17 protein-coding genes are annotated in these 18227 nt (G+C 65.1%); 7 read left to right on the top strand and 10 right to left on the bottom strand.

All coding sequences use genetic code 11. The features are described 5' to 3' along the window. Positions 1-366: 366 nt before the first annotated feature. Positions 367-840: a hypothetical protein gene (locus AUL35_RS22020; protein WP_156417863.1), complete on the bottom strand. Its 474-nt coding sequence runs from the start codon at positions 838-840 to the stop codon at positions 367-369. Between the two features lie 451 nt (positions 841-1291). Here AUL35_RS22020 and AUL35_RS22520 point away from each other — a divergent pair, with 451 nt between their 5' ends. Genes AUL35_RS22520 through AUL35_RS06075 form a run of 4 tightly spaced genes read left to right on the top strand, consistent with a single transcriptional unit; the run spans position 1292 to position 7240 of the window. Next, positions 1292-1930, top strand: coding sequence for a hypothetical protein (locus AUL35_RS22520; RefSeq protein WP_192847052.1), 639 nt, complete (start codon positions 1292-1294; stop codon positions 1928-1930). After that, entirely contained in the window at positions 1927-4266 is a 2340-nt protein-coding gene (locus tag AUL35_RS06085; RefSeq protein WP_062013076.1) for a DDE-type integrase/transposase/recombinase, read from the top strand. The genes AUL35_RS22520 and AUL35_RS06085 overlap by 4 nt, the downstream gene beginning before the upstream one ends. Next, complete coding sequence (locus AUL35_RS06080; RefSeq protein ID WP_062013074.1) at positions 4263-5249, top strand: ATP-binding protein; 987 nt, start codon at positions 4263-4265, stop codon at positions 5247-5249. The genes AUL35_RS06085 and AUL35_RS06080 overlap by 4 nt, the downstream gene beginning before the upstream one ends. After that, positions 5246-7240, top strand: a complete 1995-nt coding sequence (locus tag AUL35_RS06075; RefSeq protein WP_156417862.1) for a hypothetical protein — start codon at positions 5246-5248, stop codon at positions 7238-7240. Before AUL35_RS06080 ends, AUL35_RS06075 begins: the two co-directional genes overlap by 4 nt. Before the next feature lie 201 nt (positions 7241-7441). On the opposite strand, the gene AUL35_RS06070 is transcribed toward AUL35_RS06075, so the two are convergent. Further along, positions 7442-8464, bottom strand: a complete 1023-nt coding sequence (locus AUL35_RS06070) for a 3'-5' exonuclease (RefSeq protein WP_062013071.1) — start codon at positions 8462-8464, stop codon at positions 7442-7444. Positions 8465-8685: 221 nt separating this feature from the next. Here AUL35_RS06070 and AUL35_RS06065 point away from each other — a divergent pair, with 221 nt between their 5' ends. Beyond that, a complete protein-coding gene (locus AUL35_RS06065; RefSeq protein WP_062013069.1) occupies positions 8686-9741 on the top strand; it encodes a hypothetical protein in 1056 nt (351 codons plus the stop codon). Between the two features lie 64 nt (positions 9742-9805). On the opposite strand, the gene AUL35_RS06060 is transcribed toward AUL35_RS06065, so the two are convergent. Beyond that, complete coding sequence (locus tag AUL35_RS06060) at positions 9806-10702, bottom strand: LysR family transcriptional regulator (protein WP_062013067.1); 897 nt, start codon at positions 10700-10702, stop codon at positions 9806-9808. Between the two features lie 103 nt (positions 10703-10805). Here AUL35_RS06060 and AUL35_RS06055 point away from each other — a divergent pair, with 103 nt between their 5' ends. Beyond that, positions 10806-11558, top strand: a complete 753-nt coding sequence (locus tag AUL35_RS06055) for an SDR family NAD(P)-dependent oxidoreductase (protein WP_062013065.1) — start codon at positions 10806-10808, stop codon at positions 11556-11558. A gap of 18 nt (positions 11559-11576) precedes the next feature. Next, positions 11577-12290: an SDR family NAD(P)-dependent oxidoreductase gene (locus AUL35_RS06050; RefSeq protein WP_062013063.1), complete on the top strand. Its 714-nt coding sequence runs from the start codon at positions 11577-11579 to the stop codon at positions 12288-12290. A gap of 235 nt (positions 12291-12525) precedes the next feature. Here AUL35_RS06050 and AUL35_RS06045 read toward each other — a convergent pair whose 3' ends face one another. The 7 genes from AUL35_RS06045 to AUL35_RS06015 form a co-directional block, all read right to left on the bottom strand. Next, complete coding sequence (locus tag AUL35_RS06045; protein ID WP_062013061.1) at positions 12526-13491, bottom strand: oxidoreductase; 966 nt, start codon at positions 13489-13491, stop codon at positions 12526-12528. 98 nt (positions 13492-13589) lie between these two features. Further along, the gene (locus AUL35_RS06040; RefSeq protein WP_062013059.1) at positions 13590-14495 is read right to left on the bottom strand and encodes a sigma-70 family RNA polymerase sigma factor; all 906 of its coding nucleotides are present in this window, start codon (positions 14493-14495) and stop codon (positions 13590-13592) included. An 81-nt stretch (positions 14496-14576) separates the two neighbouring features. Beyond that, the gene (locus AUL35_RS06035; RefSeq protein WP_062013057.1) at positions 14577-14993 is read right to left on the bottom strand and encodes a cupin domain-containing protein; all 417 of its coding nucleotides are present in this window, start codon (positions 14991-14993) and stop codon (positions 14577-14579) included. Between the two features lie 41 nt (positions 14994-15034). Next, complete coding sequence (locus AUL35_RS06030; RefSeq protein ID WP_062013055.1) at positions 15035-15784, bottom strand: SDR family oxidoreductase; 750 nt, start codon at positions 15782-15784, stop codon at positions 15035-15037. Positions 15785-15996: 212 nt separating this feature from the next. Continuing rightward, positions 15997-16452, bottom strand: a complete 456-nt coding sequence (locus tag AUL35_RS06025; protein WP_062013053.1) for a carboxymuconolactone decarboxylase family protein — start codon at positions 16450-16452, stop codon at positions 15997-15999. A gap of 530 nt (positions 16453-16982) precedes the next feature. Then, positions 16983-17618 (bottom strand): alkylhydroperoxidase domain protein, encoded by a 636-nt coding sequence (locus tag AUL35_RS06020; protein ID WP_062013051.1) that lies wholly within the window; start codon positions 17616-17618, stop codon positions 16983-16985. Further along, complete coding sequence (locus tag AUL35_RS06015; RefSeq protein ID WP_062013049.1) at positions 17615-18214, bottom strand: CMD domain protein; 600 nt, start codon at positions 18212-18214, stop codon at positions 17615-17617. The genes AUL35_RS06020 and AUL35_RS06015 overlap by 4 nt, the downstream gene beginning before the upstream one ends. Positions 18215-18227 lie beyond the last annotated feature (13 nt).

Raw genomic sequence — 18227 nt, 5'->3', positions numbered from 1 at the left:
GCTGACCGCGCCATCTCGTTCTCCCATCGACGAAGCCTTGCGCGGCTTCGCGAGCGAGATGGTCAGGCGTCCGTTGGCCGATGGCGCGGCTGAAGAAGATGCCATGGGCGTCCCAGAATTTTGGGGCGTACCAGGGCGAGATGGTTCCACCGCGCCGCTTCGTTTACGGCCGAGTCCAACGGATCAAAACTTCCGCACTCAACTCTTCCGAACGTTCTCAGATGCGGCACGACGAGCGGCGGGATGGTGGCAACAAGTTCCGATCACCGACCAACCTCGACATGCGCTCGCACTGGCTTGGAGGCAAGAGCAGAAGAACGACTGCCAACTTCTTCTTCTGCGAAAAGGTCGAACATAAGAACGGCCTCACTCGGGCAGCGGTTCATCCTTGAACCAGTAACCCTGGCCGACGTGGCGGTACTCGTTCGACGCCCACACGATCTTGCCGACACGCTTGCCGGGATCGGCGGCGCCGATCTCGATGCCAACGTCTCGAAGATGCGCAAGTATCTCTACCCGGTTCATGGGCCGTCCCTCGCGACGAATGAGTTCGCGCGTGGCACGGCGTACGGTCTCGGCTAGGCTCGCCGCCCGAACCCGCCGCGGGCGAGGGGAAGGCCGGGTCAACGACCGCAGCGTATTCGACGCAACCGCAGTGGCGACCGGTCGCGTGACGCTGCCAGCGATCAGGTCGCGCGCCTGGGTCAGCGCCGCGATTTCCCGTTCGCACTCCGCTATCAGGTCCCGGCGGGACGCCAGCTCGGCGTCGAGCTCCGCAAGGATCCCATCGATGTTCGAACCCCGCGCCAACCGACCGGAGATTTGAGGAAAGGGGTCCACTACAGGCTACCTCCAGCCGGACGACAAAATTTGGGGTTCCCTTCTTGCGGGGTCCAGGATTGAAGTTATAACATTACCGAAAGGCACCTCTGAGGAGATGCCGCACCGAATTGGCGTCCTTTCGAAGCTTAGCGTTCGAATCAGGCAAGGTCTATGGTGTCCGACCGTTACCTCACGAGTCCTTCAGTTCTTGCCGTGCGCGGCAACTGTACTGTGCCTCCGGACGGCCTGTTGCTGAAAGCGTCACGTGACCGAGCCTAGATCCCGGGTGGCCGAAAACGACCTGGTCGACCCGCGCAGGGTGTTCGCCCGGATTGTGTCGTCAAGAACGGGTGGCCCGCTCCGAACCATCCAAACCACCGGCGGAAGTAAGCCAACTGGCACGTTTGTCTCGTTAAAGGCGAAAGCGAGGGCGATGCCTTGGGAGTCGCGAGACTGCGAGAAACCCGTCATGCAGCTCGCGGAATTTTGCGGTGCCGTCCACAGCCTGCTGTCGCAGCCCCATCGATTGGAAATGACGGTCAGAGGCGCATCGCGGCCTCTCGTCTACTTCCCGGACCTGATGCTGGTCGTCGACAGGGCGTTCGAACACAGCGTCGCGTCGGGGACGCCGTTCGCCGCTGCGGCTGTGGACTGGATTCCCCCAACGGGTCCCGCTGCAACGCGAACGCTGATCATCGAGGTCAAGGATGATCGGGACCCGAGGCGAGCGGATCCGGACTACGTCGCGAAACTGGAACTTGCCTCCGAAGTCTACGAGCGGGCCGGAATGACGTTCGTCACAATTCTCAAGTCCAAGGACCTCGACTGCGTCGACATGGCGCCGATCCGCGATGTCCTCATGGACCGCTTCACCTCGATCCGAATGGCGGACGTGGCCGCGGCTCGTGAAGCAGTCGAACGTGCCGGCGAGGCGGCAACCGTGGACGTCGTCGCGAAGGCTCTCGGCGATGGCGCCGCAGCCCAATGCAAGGTCGCGGCGCTGAACGTTCGCCGGGTCCTTTCGATCGGATTGGGCAGCGGGTGGTCTGGGGAAAGCCCCGTCCGTCTGATCAACGACGGGAAGGCCATCCTGGGTCGGGGCCGATGACGGGTCAACCCGACGTCGATGTGGGGCAAATCTTCCTCTACGGGACGGCGGACCGGCAGGTAGCCCTCGAGTTCAAGCGCTTCCAGTTTGACGGGAAGCTTGAGTTTCGGAAGGCGGACGGCAGCGGCAAGCGGACCATGTCCGCGGACGAGTACGAACGGGATCGCTCCGAGGGGCTGCTTGTGCGCGTCACGCAGCTTCTCGATGGTGATGGCGTCGACCAGGACCTCGATCCGGCGTTCTTCGCGGACCCAGAGGAGCCTGGGATAAAGCCGGTCGAGAAAGCCCATAGGCAGGCGATGCGGCGGAGGCTGTCCGATGCGCGGACGCTTCGTTTCCTGTGCATGCGCCATGACGAAACCCCGGGCCTGACCCACGGCCAGGTCGAACTGCGCAACTTCATCGCCGAACATCGCGCGGCGGCAACCGAGGCGGGCTTCGACTGGTGTCCGTCGCCGAGCGCCCTCAAGCGGGCACTCGAGAAGTATGGCACTCCCGGAAGCCGGCCGCTCGGTCCTTTCCTGACACGCGGAACGAAGGGCAAGACCGAGCGCTGGGACAGGCGCATGCTTGAGCTGCGCGACGCCATGATCAAGCATTACTGGTCCGCAAGGGGCATCAGGAAGAGCGACGCGGTCAACAAGTTCATGACGGGAGCAAAAGAGCTCCAAGAAAAGTGCGAGCGTGAATTAGAGGCGGTACCGAAGAGACCCGAACGCTCGATCCTCTACAAATGGATCGACGACAGCGAGAACTACGAGAACTACAAATCCAAGCACGGGAAGTCTGGCGCCGACGCCCGGTTCCGCGGTCGTCAGCGGGGTATGGTCGCGGAGCGCATCCTACAATACGTCCTGATCGACGACACGGAGGTGGATGCCTGGGCGCTTTTCACGGACGCCGAAGGCAACGTCGTCAACACGGCACGCCCGACCCTGACGCTCGCCATCGACCTGTACTCGCGCATGATACTGGGCGCGGTTCTGACCTACGACGGCCCCTCTCTGGTATCGGTCATGGAGTGCCTGCGGCAGGTCGTCCGGCGGAAGACGTTTCTGGAGAGTCGCTGGGGACCCCACAAGGGCGCGACGGACGGATGGGGCAAGCCGGCCGAGATCATCGTCGACCGGGCCTGGCAGAACGTCGGCATCTCATTCAAGGCCATCTGCGAGGCCGCAGGCATCGACGTCCATTGGGCACCGGTGAAGACCCCGACCTACAAACCCTACGTCGAACGCGTGATCTCGACGTTGAACCAGCACGTCTGGCATCGGTTGCCAGGCGGCATCCCGCACGACGGCCGGACCATGTCGAAGCTCGGCCTCAACCCGCGTCCAGCCGCCGACCGCAACATAGAAGCCATGGCGGACGACATGTGGGGTGCCATCGTCACCATCTATCACGTCGAGCCACATAGCGGCATCGACATGGCGCCGGCCCGTAAGTGGGCGAAGGGCCCAAACCGCAAGCGTCCGACCATCGACGATCCGAAGTCGCTCGACCGCATGTTCGGCAAAACACGGCGGGCCACCCTGACTGCGGAGGGTATCTACTACGAGGGCCATCGCTTCCATGATCCGGCGGTGACCAGCCGGACGCTCGACAGTCTCCTGCGCCTTGCGGCCAAGCGTGCACAGCGGAAGGGTCCTCTCAGTACTGGAACCGTCAAGGTCGCCATCGTCTCGGCGGACGAGGACTGCTCGGCGATCGAGGTATGGGACCCCAATCGTCGGATGTTCGAGCGGTTCCCCAACTGGGACCCCTCCTACCGCGGTCTCAGCTTCAAGTCGGCGGGTGAGCTCAAACAATACGTCAAACGGCAGAACCTTGCCTTTCACTCGCGCGATGAGACGGTCGCCGCACGCGCCGCCTACATCGCCACACTGGGGCCGCGGTTGCGGGCCGTCGGCCCGCGGTCCCGCGGCAGGCGTGCCGAGGTCGCTTCCCTGCACCGGGAGACCGCGCGCCTTGGCGAGGGTGACGTCGTAGTGATGGCGACCGAGGAGCCCAGCCCCTCTGGCTTCAGCGACGGCTCCGTACCGAACGCATTGCCGGCCTTCGAGCGCGAGGACGACCGGATCCCACCGAAGGACGCAAGGCGAGGGGGCAAGAAGGCCACGGCGAAGGCTGTGGCGACCCGAAACCGGAACAAGGACGCGGCGAAGCAGGCAAACGGGACGAAACCGACAACCCATGCCGGAGGGCGCGCAAGCATGGGCGCGGCGCCGTCTTCCAAGCCTCTCAACGCGCCCGTCCACGTCACTGAAGAAAGTCCGGACTCAGTAGCCGAACTGGACCGTCTCGAGCTCGAGTTGGCAAGGGAAAGAGCTTCATGACAAGCAGGGCCGACATATGGGCTGCGTTCAGGACAATGCGGATCCAGCATCCCCGGTTGCACGACGTCGCAGGGGTGATGTCCGACCTGCGCGAGTGCAGGCGCCGAACCCCTCATTCCGAGCAGGGGTGTGCGTCCCTGTTTGCCGATACGCAATCTGGCAAGTCCACCGCGGTCAAGCACTACATCGAGACCAAGGTCCTCGACGATGTCATCGCCGCCGGTGAACTCAAGGGAGATGGGCTCAATCGCGTCAAAGCGGCCACGTTGCAGAAGCGCGTGCTCCACGTGACGCTGACCGACAAAGCCACGCCCAAATCCCTTGCCTGCGACATACTGGACGTGTTGGGCGCGAAGTACTCCGCAGGCAGCAGTACGCCGTTGCTGATGCGGCAGGCGTATGTCCTGTTGAAGGGATGCAGAACAGAGCTTTTGGTCGTCGACGAGATCCAGCACCTCTCGCTCACCGCTCTTCGTCAAGGGACGAGGGCAAGCAGCAGCAACCAGTTCGAGACCAGCGCGACCAACACGCTCAAACTGATGATGATCCGTGGCTTGGTTCCCATACTGTTCGTCGGAAAGACCGAAGCCCGTCATCACCTCTTCAACGACGAGCAGCTCGCCGCGCGGTGTGTCAACGAGATCAACTACGGACGCCTTCGGCTGGAAATCGCCTCGGAATACAAAATTTTCAAAGACTACCTCGGCAAGGTGGGATTGATGCTGCGCGAACACGGGCTGTTTCCGGAGTGTTCGAACTTTCTAAGCGGCGACATCCCCGCTTGCGTGTTCGAAGTCGCCGGCGGGAGGCTCGGAATGGCGTCGAGGTTGGTTGAGGCAGGTGCCGAGAGGTCCCTTGAGCGCAAAGGGACAACGGTCAACCGCGACGACCTCTCGCAAGCCACCGATGAGTGGGCGATACCAAAGGGTCACATCGACTACAATCCGTTCCGGGACGGTGTCCGGCGGGCCATCCTCAAGTGAACGCCCATCCAGAATCCCTACCGTCGGCGACCAGCGTTCCGGCCCTGGTCATTCCGGTGCAGCCCATCCCAGGGGAGGGCATACCGGAACTGCTGCAACGGGCCGCCGCCGTGAACGGCTACCGGAATGTCGTCGACGTCATGCGCATCGCCGATCCGGGTTGGGGGGTGCCAGCAAGCGCAGGGACGAGCGTCATTGGGCGGGAGAGCATGCTGGCAAGGGCGCTCGGCATCGTCGGCGGCGCGGAAGAGATCGAACGCCTTGCCTATCGTTCCGTACCCGCCAGGACGGGTTGGCACGACTTCTTCGGCACGCCTCTCCGCAGGGTCCACCGGGAGGTGCGCTACCGCCGCGTGTCGCCACGGGCTCTGCGGGCGTCCCACCACGGCCGGGCCGTTTGGTCGGTCAAGCTGCTCGGTTTCGATCCGTCCACGCGTGAGCGACTGCTCGAGGAGTGCCCCGGCTGCGGGCATCGCTTGACCTTCCGCACCACGCTAGGGATCGAGTACTGCGACTGTTGCCTGACGTCGGATCGATACGGGATGCCGATTGGCGCGGTAGATTTGAGGGATCTTACCCAACCTTTGGTGGAGGTTGGCGACGAGGAAGCGCTCGACTTCGCGGCCGCGTTGCTCGACCCCTTGCAGGATGCGCGTCGCTTCCTGCCTGCCGGCTCCCCGTTCGGGTCCGTCGAGCCGGGGGATACGTTCGAGTTCGTCTACGCGGTCGCTTGCACTATCGTCGCCGCCAACGCTGGAAGGTCATCGTCCTGGCGAGCGAAGTCGCACGCGGAGTTCTCCTCGGTTGGCCCCGACGTCCTGGCCGAAGCGGGCCGGGTAGCGCTAGGGTGGCCGTCCTCCTTTCACGACCTCGGCGAACGCCTGCGCGCCGCGCGCGTCGATCGTCCCCTCTATTTCGGCGTGGCAAAAGAACTCGGACCGATCACCGACCTGTCCGTGGATCCCAACCTGTCAAAGGAAATCCGTTACTTGGTGCAAACGGCGGTACGCGCCAACATGGCGGCGTCCGCCTTCGAGCCGGGGTTGGTCCGGAGGTCGGAGAACCGTCACCGTTCCGACCTCGTGACGATGCAGGAAGCCCACAAACGCTTCGGTTTCAACCGTCGGCGTTGGGCGGATTTGGCTGCCGACCCTCGGGCAGGCGCGGTTCGGGCGCCGGGGGCATCGAAAGCTCCCGTCCTGCTACCTTTGGAAAACGTCCGGACGATCGTCGAGGAGGCGCGCGACCTCCAATCGGCAAGCGATCTCGGTGCCCGTTGGGGCGTACCAACTTGGGAGGTCGAGCTCCTGTCCCGCCACGGTCACGTGACGGCGGCGCGCGGTCCGGGAGTGCTGCTTCTGGGGAAGGGGACCTTCTACACCGGAGCTAGCGTCCAGGCCGCCGAGACAGCCCTTTCGGCGCTCGTCATGGCTGGCATCCCGACAGCCGACACGGTCACGCTCGGCGCGGCGGCCGACGCATTCCGGCGTGAACTCGGCCAGCCTCTTATTTCGATCGCCAGCGCCGTCCTGTGCGGGGACATCGAGGCGTGGCAAGGCACCGATGGGGGCATCCTGTCTGGACTGCTCGTATCCGCGTCGCTCATCCCAGCCGACATCAATGTCCGACATTCTCGAACGCGCGAGGTCGGGCTGACCCAAAGGGAGGCAGCGGCTCTGCTGCATGCGTCCGCCGTCACCGTCTCGGAGCTCGTCGCGGCGGGCCTGCTGGCTCCGCCCCTGACCCTGTCGGGTCTCGAGACCTTCTCGCGTCGCTTCGCTTTGACAACCGAGGTTCACATGATGGATGGCGCGCGGACTCGCGGCCTGCGGTTGCGCGATGTCCCTAGCTATCTCCAATCGCGCGGCATCGCGCCCTGCCATGAGTTCGGGTCTCGCGGCAAGCTGCTGTGGGAGAGGGAGACCGTCACGTGCGTGCTGGCAGCCGACCGGAACACTGCCGCCCGAACCGCATCACATGCGGCCGACTAGCGGCCCGCAATTTTCTGACGAGCACGCTCATTTCCCACCTGGGACGTCGGATTCAAACTGTTACGACGAATCTACGATACGCAGGTTTGTCTCCCAATTTTCCAACACCAGACAGGGGGTGCCGGGCAACTGTGACGATCAGGGTGTTGTACGGCTGGTCTCGATCCAGCGTGATCGCCTCGCCTCGGATGTCGCACCGCTTCAAACCTTGAACCGCTCGCAAGCCGTCAACCGTTGGACGTGCGCTCCCGTGAAGCCGCCATAGATCTCTTCGCGAAGAAACGTGTCCTCCTCGTCGAAGGCGTCCTCATCGACGTCTCGCCACCAAGCCTTCGCTTGGCCGCCCAAGCCGTCCGACCAACGATAGCCGCGCGCCTTCAGGATGTCCTTCGTATGGAAGGGCGAGCCGAGCGCATGTATCCGCAACCGTGTGCGTCCAGCGGACGCGAGCAACTGCGGGAAGGGGGCGGGAACGCCGGCGACCCGCGAGGCGCACGCGAGCACTTCCAGCAGTGCGTAGCAGTCGTCGACGGCGCGGTGGCCGTTGTGGAAGTGGCCGGCCTGTCCGATGAGGTAGCCGAGCTTGGTTCCCTCGAACCCAAGCGCCGTCCAGTCGACCTCCGACACCGAACACGCCCAAGGCTTCACATCGAACCCGCGTGCCAGCTTCTCGCAGAACGGTCGGTCGAACTTCGCGTTGTGCGCGATCACGAGATCCGCCGGCTCGACGAAGCGCTCGACGGCGTCGAGGTCCAGGACCTGTCCTCGCACCATCTCGTTCGTGATGCCCGTGATCCGGGTGATGTCGGGCGTGATTGGCTGCCTCGGTTCGCTTAGGCCGGAGAATACGCCAACGACGTCATGGATCCCTCCGTCGTCGTAGGTAAAGGCGACCATGCCGATCTCGATGACCTCGTGGGCCGTGTGGTCGAGCCCCGTTGTCTCCGTGTCGAGAACAATGCCGAGCTTCAGCTCCAGCGGCCACGGGGACGGCGTTGGCACAACGGGCCGAGGCACCAGTTGCCGGAGTACGCGGTAGCGCCCCGTTTCCTCAAGCTGCCTCGCCATATCGTCCTCAGACAGACGCGTCGGGGCCGCGGCCGGCACGGATCGTCCTCTGGCGGTTGACCTGACGGTCGCGGGAAAAGCGCTGTCATCATTGGCCGGGAAAGCGGCGAAGAGGTCGGCCTGCCGTTCAGAGTTCGTCGACGAAGTCCTTCCCATCAAGCATCCCTTCCGGGACGGACCGGACGCAGGTCGCGAAGATCGGGTTGCGGACGGATGGGCTCCATGGCCCACACTATGGTTGGTCCGCTTGCAGGCACGCAATCCGTCGGTCCCGCGCTATCCCCCGGGAATCCATCCGATGTGCATAACCGTGCCCCCGCCACCCTTGCGGCGCCTCCCGGTGATGCTAGCCTCGGCTCCTTCCTTCAGGGCCACCCATGCGCTCGATCCGAGTCCTCCTCGCCACCGCTTTTTTGGCAACGGCGCCTGCGTCGGCGATGACCTTCTCGCTGGACGGCGATACGGTGCGAGCCGCCGGACCGATCGGGCAGGGCGACGCGGAGCGTCTGCGGTCCTTCCTCGGCCGCCTCCAGCATGACGAAATGAACTACCTCTCTGTGACGGTCGCGCTCGACTCGCCCGGCGGCAACCTCATGGAGGGCATGCGCCTCGGCATGGCGATCCGCGAAGCAGGGGTGCCGACGCTGGTGCGGCAAGGGGAAACATGCGCCAGCGCCTGCGCCGTCGCCTTCCTGGGTGGAGAAGCGAGCGGAGTCACCTCCGACGCGGTGTCCCGCAACCTCGAGCCCGGCGCCCTGCTCGGATATCACGGCTTCTTCACGGGCGGCGACCAAGTGCGGGTGGTCGATGAAACGCTGAGCGAGGCGCGCGTCATCAACGCCATTCTGATCGAGTACGCAACCCGGATGGGCTCGGTCGACGTCGGCCTCTTGTCCCGACTCCTGACGACACCCCCGGAGCGGGTCGAGTCCATCGACACGCCGCGGGAGATCGCCGGGCTCGGCATCCGGCTGGCGGGCGAACCCATCAAGCCGCGCAAGGGATGGGCCCGACATGCGTGTCGTCTGGCGGTCTCGGAGATGCTCAACCCTCTCGACCCGATCGGCGTCGACGAACGTGTCGGCGGCGAGCCCGAGCCGATGGCCGACCTCGACGCGTTCCGCACGCGCTTCCTCGACGACAAGTTCCCGATCGACGCGAACGACCCGGCTATCCGCGAGGCGCTGATGGGTCTCCCGGCGTCGAGCGCCATCGACCTCCTGGCCGGGCAGCCGATCGACACGCGAGCGCCGAAGGTCGGGGCTTGGCGTGTGGGCGTCAGCCGGGGTGCGGGGTTCTACTACGATGCCTGCTACGCGGTGACGGACTTCACGACCATCTGGACGAGCGTCGTTGAAGGGACGACCGGAATCGCGGTGACCACGACCCGCGACGCGTTGGCCGGGTACGACCGCGACACACCGCTCTGGTGACCTATTCGGGTGGTATGCGGACTGTCCGCTTCGGACGACGGCGCGACGAAAACGGACGCGTGTTTCAGGACGTTGGCTTCAGGCAATCCACGAAGGCGCGAAGAGCCGGCGACATATGACGCTGCTGGGGATAGCAAAGGAAGAAGCCGGGAAACGGCGCTGACCACGCCTCTAGCAGCGGCACGAGCTGCCCGTCGCGAACAAAGGGTGCGACCGCCTCCTCGATCGCAAAGGCGATGCCGACGCCCGCCGCGGCGGCGGCGATGCCGAACCCGCGGCTGTCGGCGATCAGCGGCCCGTCGACCGCGACCGTGAACCAGCGCCCCTCCTCGTGGAACTCCCAGGCGTAGGGTGCCCCGCGGCCCGGCCAATGCCAGCGGATGCAGCGGTGGTGCAGAAGATCGTCTGGCGTCGATGGCATGCCGTGCTCGGCGAGATAAGCGGGCGAGGCGACCGCGACCTGGCGAAGGTCCGGGCCGATACGGATCGCGACCATGTCGCGCTCGATCGTCTCACCAAGCCGGATCGCAACGTCGAAGCCCCCGGCCACGATGTCCGAGATGCTATCGTCGAGCGTGACGTCGAGAATGATCTCCGGGTAGTCCCGCGTGAACTGCGCCAGCATCGGGGACAGGAACAGATCTGCGGCGACGCGAAAGGCTTGGACGCGAACCGTTCCTGCGGGCCGTCCTTTGGTCGAGCGCACGTCTTGCACGGCGGCGCCAAGATCACCCATCGCCGGCCGGATCCGGTCGAGCAGCATCCGGCCCGTTTCCGTCAGCGAGACGCTGCGCGTGGTGCGGTTGAGGAGACGCGCCCCGACGCGATCTTCCAGTCCTTTGACCATTTGACTGAGCGCCGACGGCGACACGCCGAGCGTCTGCGCTGCACGGCTGAAGCTCGACGCCTCGGCGACCGCTGCAAAGGCGCGAAGAGCGCCGTAGTCGCTACTCGACAGCATGTCCGCATCCTCGATTGGTGAGATCAGCTTACAACCGAATGTAGCAGACCGCCGATTATCCTGTGGCAGCGATCCCGTACATGTCCGCCCGAGGAGAACGGACATGACACCGAACAAGCTGAATCTAGATGGCCAAGTGGCCGTCGTCACGGGTGCGGCCCGCGGGATCGGACGCGCCACCGTCGATCTGATGCGCGCTCGCGGCGCGCGGATCGTCGCCAGCGACATCTCGGACACCGTGCGCGAACTGGAAGGCACGGACGTCGCGACCCTTGTCGGCGACGTCGCCGACGAGGGTATCGCGAGGCGCACGATGGCCCTTGCCGCGGAGCGTTTCGGACGGCTCGACATCCTCGTCAACAATGCCGGGCGCACGCTCAACAAGTCGCTTCTCGACACGAGTGCGGCGGATTGGGAGGCCGTGATGGCGACCAACGCACGTGGCGCCTTCGTTCAGTCGCGCGAGGCGGTTCGGGCCATGGTGGCGAGCGGCCGAGGCGGGGCCATCGTCTCTGTCGTGTCGGTGGTCGCCGCGGTCGCCATGAAGGACCTGTCCGCCTACGCCGCCTCGAAGGGCGCGATCACTCAACTCGTGAAGGTGATCGCCGCCGAGTACGGCGCCATGGGGATTCGTGCCAACGCCGTCGCGCCTGGTGTGGTCGAAACCGACATCCTGAAAGGCATTGGAGTCGCAGATAGCCGCGCGACGCTTGCCTCCTATGGTGGCGTCCACCCGATCGGCCGCGTCGCGCAGGCCGACGAGATCGCCGAAGTGATCGCCTTTCTCGCCTCGCCGGCCGCGAGCTTCATGACCGGCGCGCTGGTCATGGCCGACGGCGGCTATTCCGCCATCTGAGACCCGGAGACTTGCATCATGTCCAAATCTATCCTGATCATTGGAGCCGAGCGCGGCCTCGGTCTTGGCCTTACCGCCGAGTTCTTCGAGCGCGGCTGGCACGTCACCGGAACGGCCCGGCCCGGCATCGATACGCGTGAACTCGTGGCCGTCGGATCGGGCAATCCTGCCCGTCTGTCGACCGCCACGATCGACGTGACCGATCGCGACGGCATCGATCTTCTGCTTGCCGAACTCGGCGAGCGTCGGTTCGACGTCATCTACTTCAATGCCGGGATCTTTGGCCCGCTGCATCAGAGCGTGACCGAGGCAACGGATGCCGAGTTCGCCGAGATCATGCTGACCAACACATTCGGTCCGATGCGGCTCGCCCATCGCTTGCTAGAACGGTTGGCATCGGACGGGACCTACGCCTTCATGTCCTCGCACCGCGGCAGCACGGCGATCAATTTGGAGGGCGGCCTCGAGCTGTACCGAGCCAGCAAGGCGGCGCTCAATATGCTGGCCCGTGGCCTCTGGGCGACGAACCGGGCGCGAGGAACGAATGGCCTCACTGTGTTGTCCATTCACCCGGGCTGGGTGCGAACGGCGATGGGCACGCTGGACGGGACGGTCGAGCCGGAGATGGAGTTGCAGCCGAGCGTGCACGGTGTAGCCGCCGTTGTGGAACGGCACTTGGGTTCCGGCGAGAACCTCTATCGCGACTGGCAGGACGCGCCACTCCAGTGGTAAGCGAAATGGTGGCGAGAACGTCCGCTTGTGGGTCGATAGAGACCCATGGCTTCCCGTCACCAACGGGTCGATACCGGATGGACCGCTTGCAGGCGTCCGCTTCCCCAACGCTGATCGGCGATCTGGGGTGGAAAGGAGATAGTCCGCTTCCGGCAGACAAAGGCACGAAAGCGGCCACTTGTGGCGGGGAACTGTCCGTAAAATTAGACGTCGTGCTTCGCGAGTGCTTCGGGGTTCAAACGGTATCCAACCCCGTCCACGTAGCGGACACTTGCCATAGGCTCTCGGCCGCGTCTGGGTCGCATGCCCACGGGCTGACGCCCTTCCTTCCCACGCTCGGCTCGTTGACGACCGCGACGTCGCAGTCCTCGCAGTATACCCCACCCATGCCGTTGAGCTGCCGGCTCGTCGCGCACCAGACGCTCGTGGCAGCGCCTTGCTCCACGGTCTTCATCCCCCGCGCCGGATCGACGACAGGACGGCCTACCTCGTCCAGTGCGTCGAACGAGGCGATCTCCTCGGCACTGAGGTGCCGGGCCAGATCGGTGAGGATCTGGCCGGGATGCAGCGAGAAGGCCCTGATGCCATGGCCCTGTCCTCGGCGGTCGAGCCCCATCGCGAAGAGGGCGTTGGCCGTCTTCGACTGCCCGTAGGCGAGCCACTTGTCGTAAGGGCGAGCCCGGAAGTCGATGTCTTCGAAGTCGACCCCGGCTATCTGGTGGCCGCGCGATGAGACGCTGACAACGCGTGCCCCCTTTGCGGCGACGAGGGCTGGCCAGAGGCCGAGCGTGAGCCGGAAGTGGCCGAGGTGGTTGGTTGTGAACTGCGCCTCGTGTCCGTCGGCATCTCGCGTTTCCGGCGTCGCCATGATGCCCGCGCTGTTGACGAGGATCGACACGGGCCGGCCGGCGGTTATGACCCGACCAGCGAAGGCAGCGACGGAATGCGGATCGGCGAGATCCATGAGTTCGACCGCGGCGCCGGCGAGCCCGCGCAAGGCGGTGCTTGCACGCTCGGGATTGCGCGCCGGCACGATCACCTCGGCCCCCGCATGAACAAGAGCGCGCGTCGTCTCGAGACCGAGCCCCGAGGCTCCTCCGGTTACAACGGCAAGCTTCCCCGAGAGATCGATCCCGGAAACCACCTCCATTGCCGTGCTGGCAGCACCGAAGCCGGAGCCGATGGGCGTTTGCTGGGTCATGCTGCTGTCCTGGGTGGTTGAGCGCGTCCAGCGGAAGCAGAGAGCGCTTTGAGAGGTTGGGTTTGCGTGAGGCGACCCGCTGGTCGCGCGCTACCCGATCACTGTGTCCGCGAGGTCGGGTCCGGCTCCGCCGCGAGAGCCTGCGCGATGTGGCGAAGCTTGTCGGGATTGCGCGTGATGTAGATCGCGCTGATCCGGCCGTCCTCGATGGCGAGCGCCGTCGTCTGGAGGACGTCGCCACGCTCGCGGCTGACATAGCCGGGAAGCCCGTCGATCCAGACGGGCTCGAGCATTTGCGCCCAGCCTTTTCCCCATTTGCGCTGCACGGTCTCGTACAGCCGTAGGAGGCGGTCCAGTCCCATGATGGGGTTGATGAATGCCAGGACCTTGCCGCCGCCATCCGAGCGCAGGACGGCGTTCTCGGCAAGGAGCATGCGCAGCGTCGCGGTGTCGCCGCTGGTCGAGGCCGCGAAGAAGGCACGCGCGATCCGCTCGCCCTCCTCGCGCGCGACCGGGAAACGTGGCCGGGCGGCCTGAACGTTCCGCCGCGCCCGCACGGCGAGTTGGCGCACGGCCGCGGCTTCCCGGTTGAGCGTGTCCGCCACCTCGCCGAGCGGCACGCCGAAGACGTCGTGGAGCAGGAAGGCCGCCCGCTCGAGCGGCGACAGGCGCTCCAATGCCATCATCAGCGTCAGCGTCAGATCGTCCTCATCCACGCCATCCTCCTCCGCTTCCACCAGGGGCTCGGGCAGCCAAGCGCCGACATAGGTTTCCCGGCGGGCGCGGGCCGACTTCATCTCGTCGAGGCAGAGCCGGGTGACGACGCGCGCGAGGAACGCGTAAGGGGCGGCGACACCAGAGCGGTCGGCGCTGACCCATCGCAGCCACGCGTTCTGCACGATGTCCTCGGCCTCGCTGCGCGAGCCGAGCATGCGATAGGCAATACGCAGGAGCCGCGCCCGATGCGTCTCGAAGATGACCGTGGCGTCGTCTGCCTGCCGCATGTGTGTGTCCTCGACGATGGTTCCGGTACCTCAGCGATGGTGGCCAGGGATGAGCCCTGCTGCCCAGAATACATGGGTTCCCTACGGACGATCCGGCATCGTCAGCTTGGTGTCGTCCGTATCCACGACGAAGACGGCGAGGAGCTTGGAGGACTCGACGTTACTGGCGTTGGCGCTGACGCCGTGATGGTCACCTGGCATCTCGACGAAGCTCTCGCCGACATGGAAGACCTTTTCCGGCCCGTCGTTGATTCGGCTGCGCACCGAGCCCTCGATCACGGTTGCCGTGATGAAGGCGGATGCGGCGTGGGTGTGGGACGGCGAGGAGCCGGCCGGGCCGTACTCGACAAGGACGCCACGTAGGCTTTTGCCGGGAACCGAAGGCAGCGGGTGGTCGAAGATCGTCGTGACGCGGGCTCCGCCTCTGGCGACGTCCGCGGCCATGACGGGGACGGCAGAGATGGCAAGGAAGGTGCCCAGCAGGATTGTCCTGAACATGGATGAGGCCTTTCTTCATGGACTGGAGAAGTGCATCGGGCTCAGGCGGCGGAGAGCCAACTCTCAAACCGCATCGGCCCGAGCCGCGCTGCGCTCGCATGCTCGGGAACAAGCGAACCCGTCTCGAGCGCGGCGCCGAAGTAGAGCGCCGCCCTGTCGGCCTGCACTTCCCGGTGGTCGCCGCCGGCGGCGATATGGCGGGCGACGAAGTCGCGGAACGGCAGACGCTCTGGCCCGGCGATCTCGATCATGGCGTTGCGCGGCGGAGCGAGCGCGACATCGGCGAGTGCTGCGGCGACATCGATAGCGGCGATGGGCTGGAAGTCGGCATCCGGAACGACAAGGCGACCGCCATCGATGGAGGCTTCGGCGATGGTGGCGACGAACTCGAAGAACTGGGTCGCGCGCACGATGGTGAAGGGCATACCAGAGTCCCTGATGAGCCGCTCCTGGGCGACCTTGGCGCGGAAGTAGCCGTTCCCCTCGAGGCGATCCGTGCCGACGATGGACAGGGCGACGTGGTGCTTCACCCCCGCCTCGCGCTCGGCGGCGAGGAGGTTGCGGCCCGAGCGCTCGAAGAAGTCGAGCACCGCCGCGTCCTCAAAAGAAGGCGAGTTCGACACGTCAACGACGACGTCGGCTCCGTTGAGGACGTCCGCAAGGCCTTCGCCCGTCAGCGCGTTCACCCCGCTGCTTGGTGAAGCCGCGATGGCTTCGTGCCCTTGCCGCGAGAGTTCGGCTGTCAGGTGCCGACCGATGAGCCCGCTGCCGCCCATCACCACGATCTTCATGGGTTTCCGTCTCCTTGCTCGAGAACGGACCGGGCGACTCCATGCCGCGCTCTCGTGTCCGTCGAACAAAGGACGAGGCGGGCTGGGCCTGATGTGACATGCCTTGGAGAAAAAACCATCGACGTGATGCGCCGAACTGCGGTCAAGGATGGATCGACATCGGCAGAAGCAGGACGGCGCTGGCGCCGTCCCGGATGTTACGACGGAATCGATTAGGCTTTCGCCTGGACCGGGAGGCGGAACGGCGCGCCGAGACGGTTGAACGCGTTCATCGCAGCGATCGTGATCGTCAAGTCGACAAGATCCTTGGGCGTGAAGGTAGCGCTCGCGGCTGCGTAGGCCTCGTCGGAGGCGTGCGTCTCGCTGACCCGCGTGACTTCCTCCGCCCAGGCTAGTGCCGCGCGGTACTGGTCGGAGAACAAGTGGGGCACCTCGGCCCAAACCGGAACCAGGACCACTTTCTCGAGCGGCATCGTCTTCAGCAGGTCCCGAGTGTGCAGATCAATGCAGTGCGCGCAGCCGTTGATCTGCGACACCCGCAGGAAGACGAGGTGGATCAGCTCGTTCGGCAGATCGGTGCCCGTCGTGATGTAGTGGTGGATGCCATAAAGCGCCTTGGCACCCTGCGGCGCCACTTCGTTCCAGACCAACCGTTTGTTCTCGCTCATGTCCCGTCCTTTTGCTCGGAACGCCGAAGATCGACGTTAGAAGGCAGGACGAGCCGAGCGAGCCGGCTGTGACATGCCAGCAGCATTTCCAGTCAAAGGACCTCGTATTTCAGGCGAACGCATCTACGTCCGCTTCCGATTAGGTTGAGCAGGTCGTTGGCCGACCGATTTGGGTCGAAAGCGGCGGTATCAACTCCGGACGTCTGAGCGTTGGAGAGGGTTGCCAATCCCACCGATGAATACGTGGTGGCGGGAGGGTGCCGCGGCTTCGACATTCTGGTCGTGTCAGGCGGCAGATCCCGACTACTCCATAAGGGAGTCGTGCCGAACTTCAGCGCCTCGGTTGGTTCCGCTCGCAATGCGGGTGCCACACGCTACGAGAAGACCCTGTCGGCCTGATCGCTTCGTCCGGAACTCAGCAGTTTTAGAGCTTGACCCGCTGGATTTTCGAAAGGCCGCTCGATTGAGCGGCCGATCGAAGCGAAAGGGAGGCGGAGGTTCCAGATGGGTAGTCGCCGCGGGCGGCGACCTCAGTCCTTCGGTGCCTCACCCTCAGGCTCGCCGAGCGAAAGCATCAGCCGGTTGGCCCAGTTGAAGAAGGCGCTCGCGAAGACAAGGTCGGCTACTTCGTCGTCTCGCAATCCAACCTGCCGCAAGCTGACAACCGCATTCACGCCAAAATCGGTCGGCGTCCGCGTCAGGTGCTCGGCTGCGGCGATGACCGCATTCCATCGTGGATCGAGGTCCACCGACACCCCCTCCTCGAGCAACCGGTCGATGTCCTCGCGCCGGCCCGAGTGCCGGGTCGCGAAGCGGGCGTGGACGGAGGCGCAGAAGATGCAGCCGTTGACGCGCGAGACGGCGGTTGCGGCCAGTTCCCGTTCGGCACGCGGTAGGCCACCGTCCGCGTTGTAGAAGATGTCCTTGTCGGTGCGGGTGCGCGCGCCCAGCACCTCGGGATCGCGCGCGAGCAGCCGAAAGTAGGGGGACTGGGCCCGGCTTTTCTCGCTCAGGCCCTCGTAGTGCCGATCTGTCAACTCATCGAGCTTGAGGGGCGCGAGGGCCGGCAGCCAGTTCAATTCGTCCTGCGTGAAGCGGCTCGGTTCGCGATTGTCCGGATGGCTGATAAGAACGGAGGCATCCGAAGCGGCGACGGGAGCGTTCATGTGGCTTCTTCGGCTTGGATCAGCGCGCGCAGTCCGATCGCAGCGCGGATCTGAAAGGCAAGAAACGAGACGAGTTGCGACAGGGTGACGATCCCGTCCGCACTCCAGCCAGCGGCGACCAGCCGGCCCAGCGCCTCGCCCTTTGCGTCGCGCGGGTGGAAGACCAGAAGATGCGCGTGCTCCAGCGCGGCAGCGAGACGAGTGCCGAGGCGTGCCCGCGCGTCCCCGCCCGCGTGATAGACCGGCCCGTCGTGATCCTCGCCGGTCAATGAGCCCGGCGGGTAGTTGCCATAGGGACCTTCGGCTGATGCCTCCTGCACCTCCGCTTCGATCGCGCGTCTCAGGTCGGGCGCACCAAGGAGATCGACGTAATGCCGGGCGATAGGGTCGTCCCGATGGAGAAGCGCGACGAAGGCGGCCACGGCACGGCGCTCCTCGAGGCTCATGTCGCTCGGATCGGCGGGATGGAGCAGGAGCTCGTAGCTCCGCTGCGCATTCTCTCGCGCGACGGATCGCTTGGCTCGGATGGCGTCCAGCGCGGAGCCGGCGCGAACGCCGGCCAAGATGTCGATAGTGTCGGCGGATGGTTGGCTCATAAGTATCTCGTGA

Source organism: Aureimonas sp. AU4 (genome assembly GCF_001463765.1).
Classification (GTDB): domain Bacteria; phylum Pseudomonadota; class Alphaproteobacteria; order Rhizobiales; family Rhizobiaceae; genus Aureimonas.
This window is presented reverse-complemented; position numbering and strand designations above follow the sequence as displayed.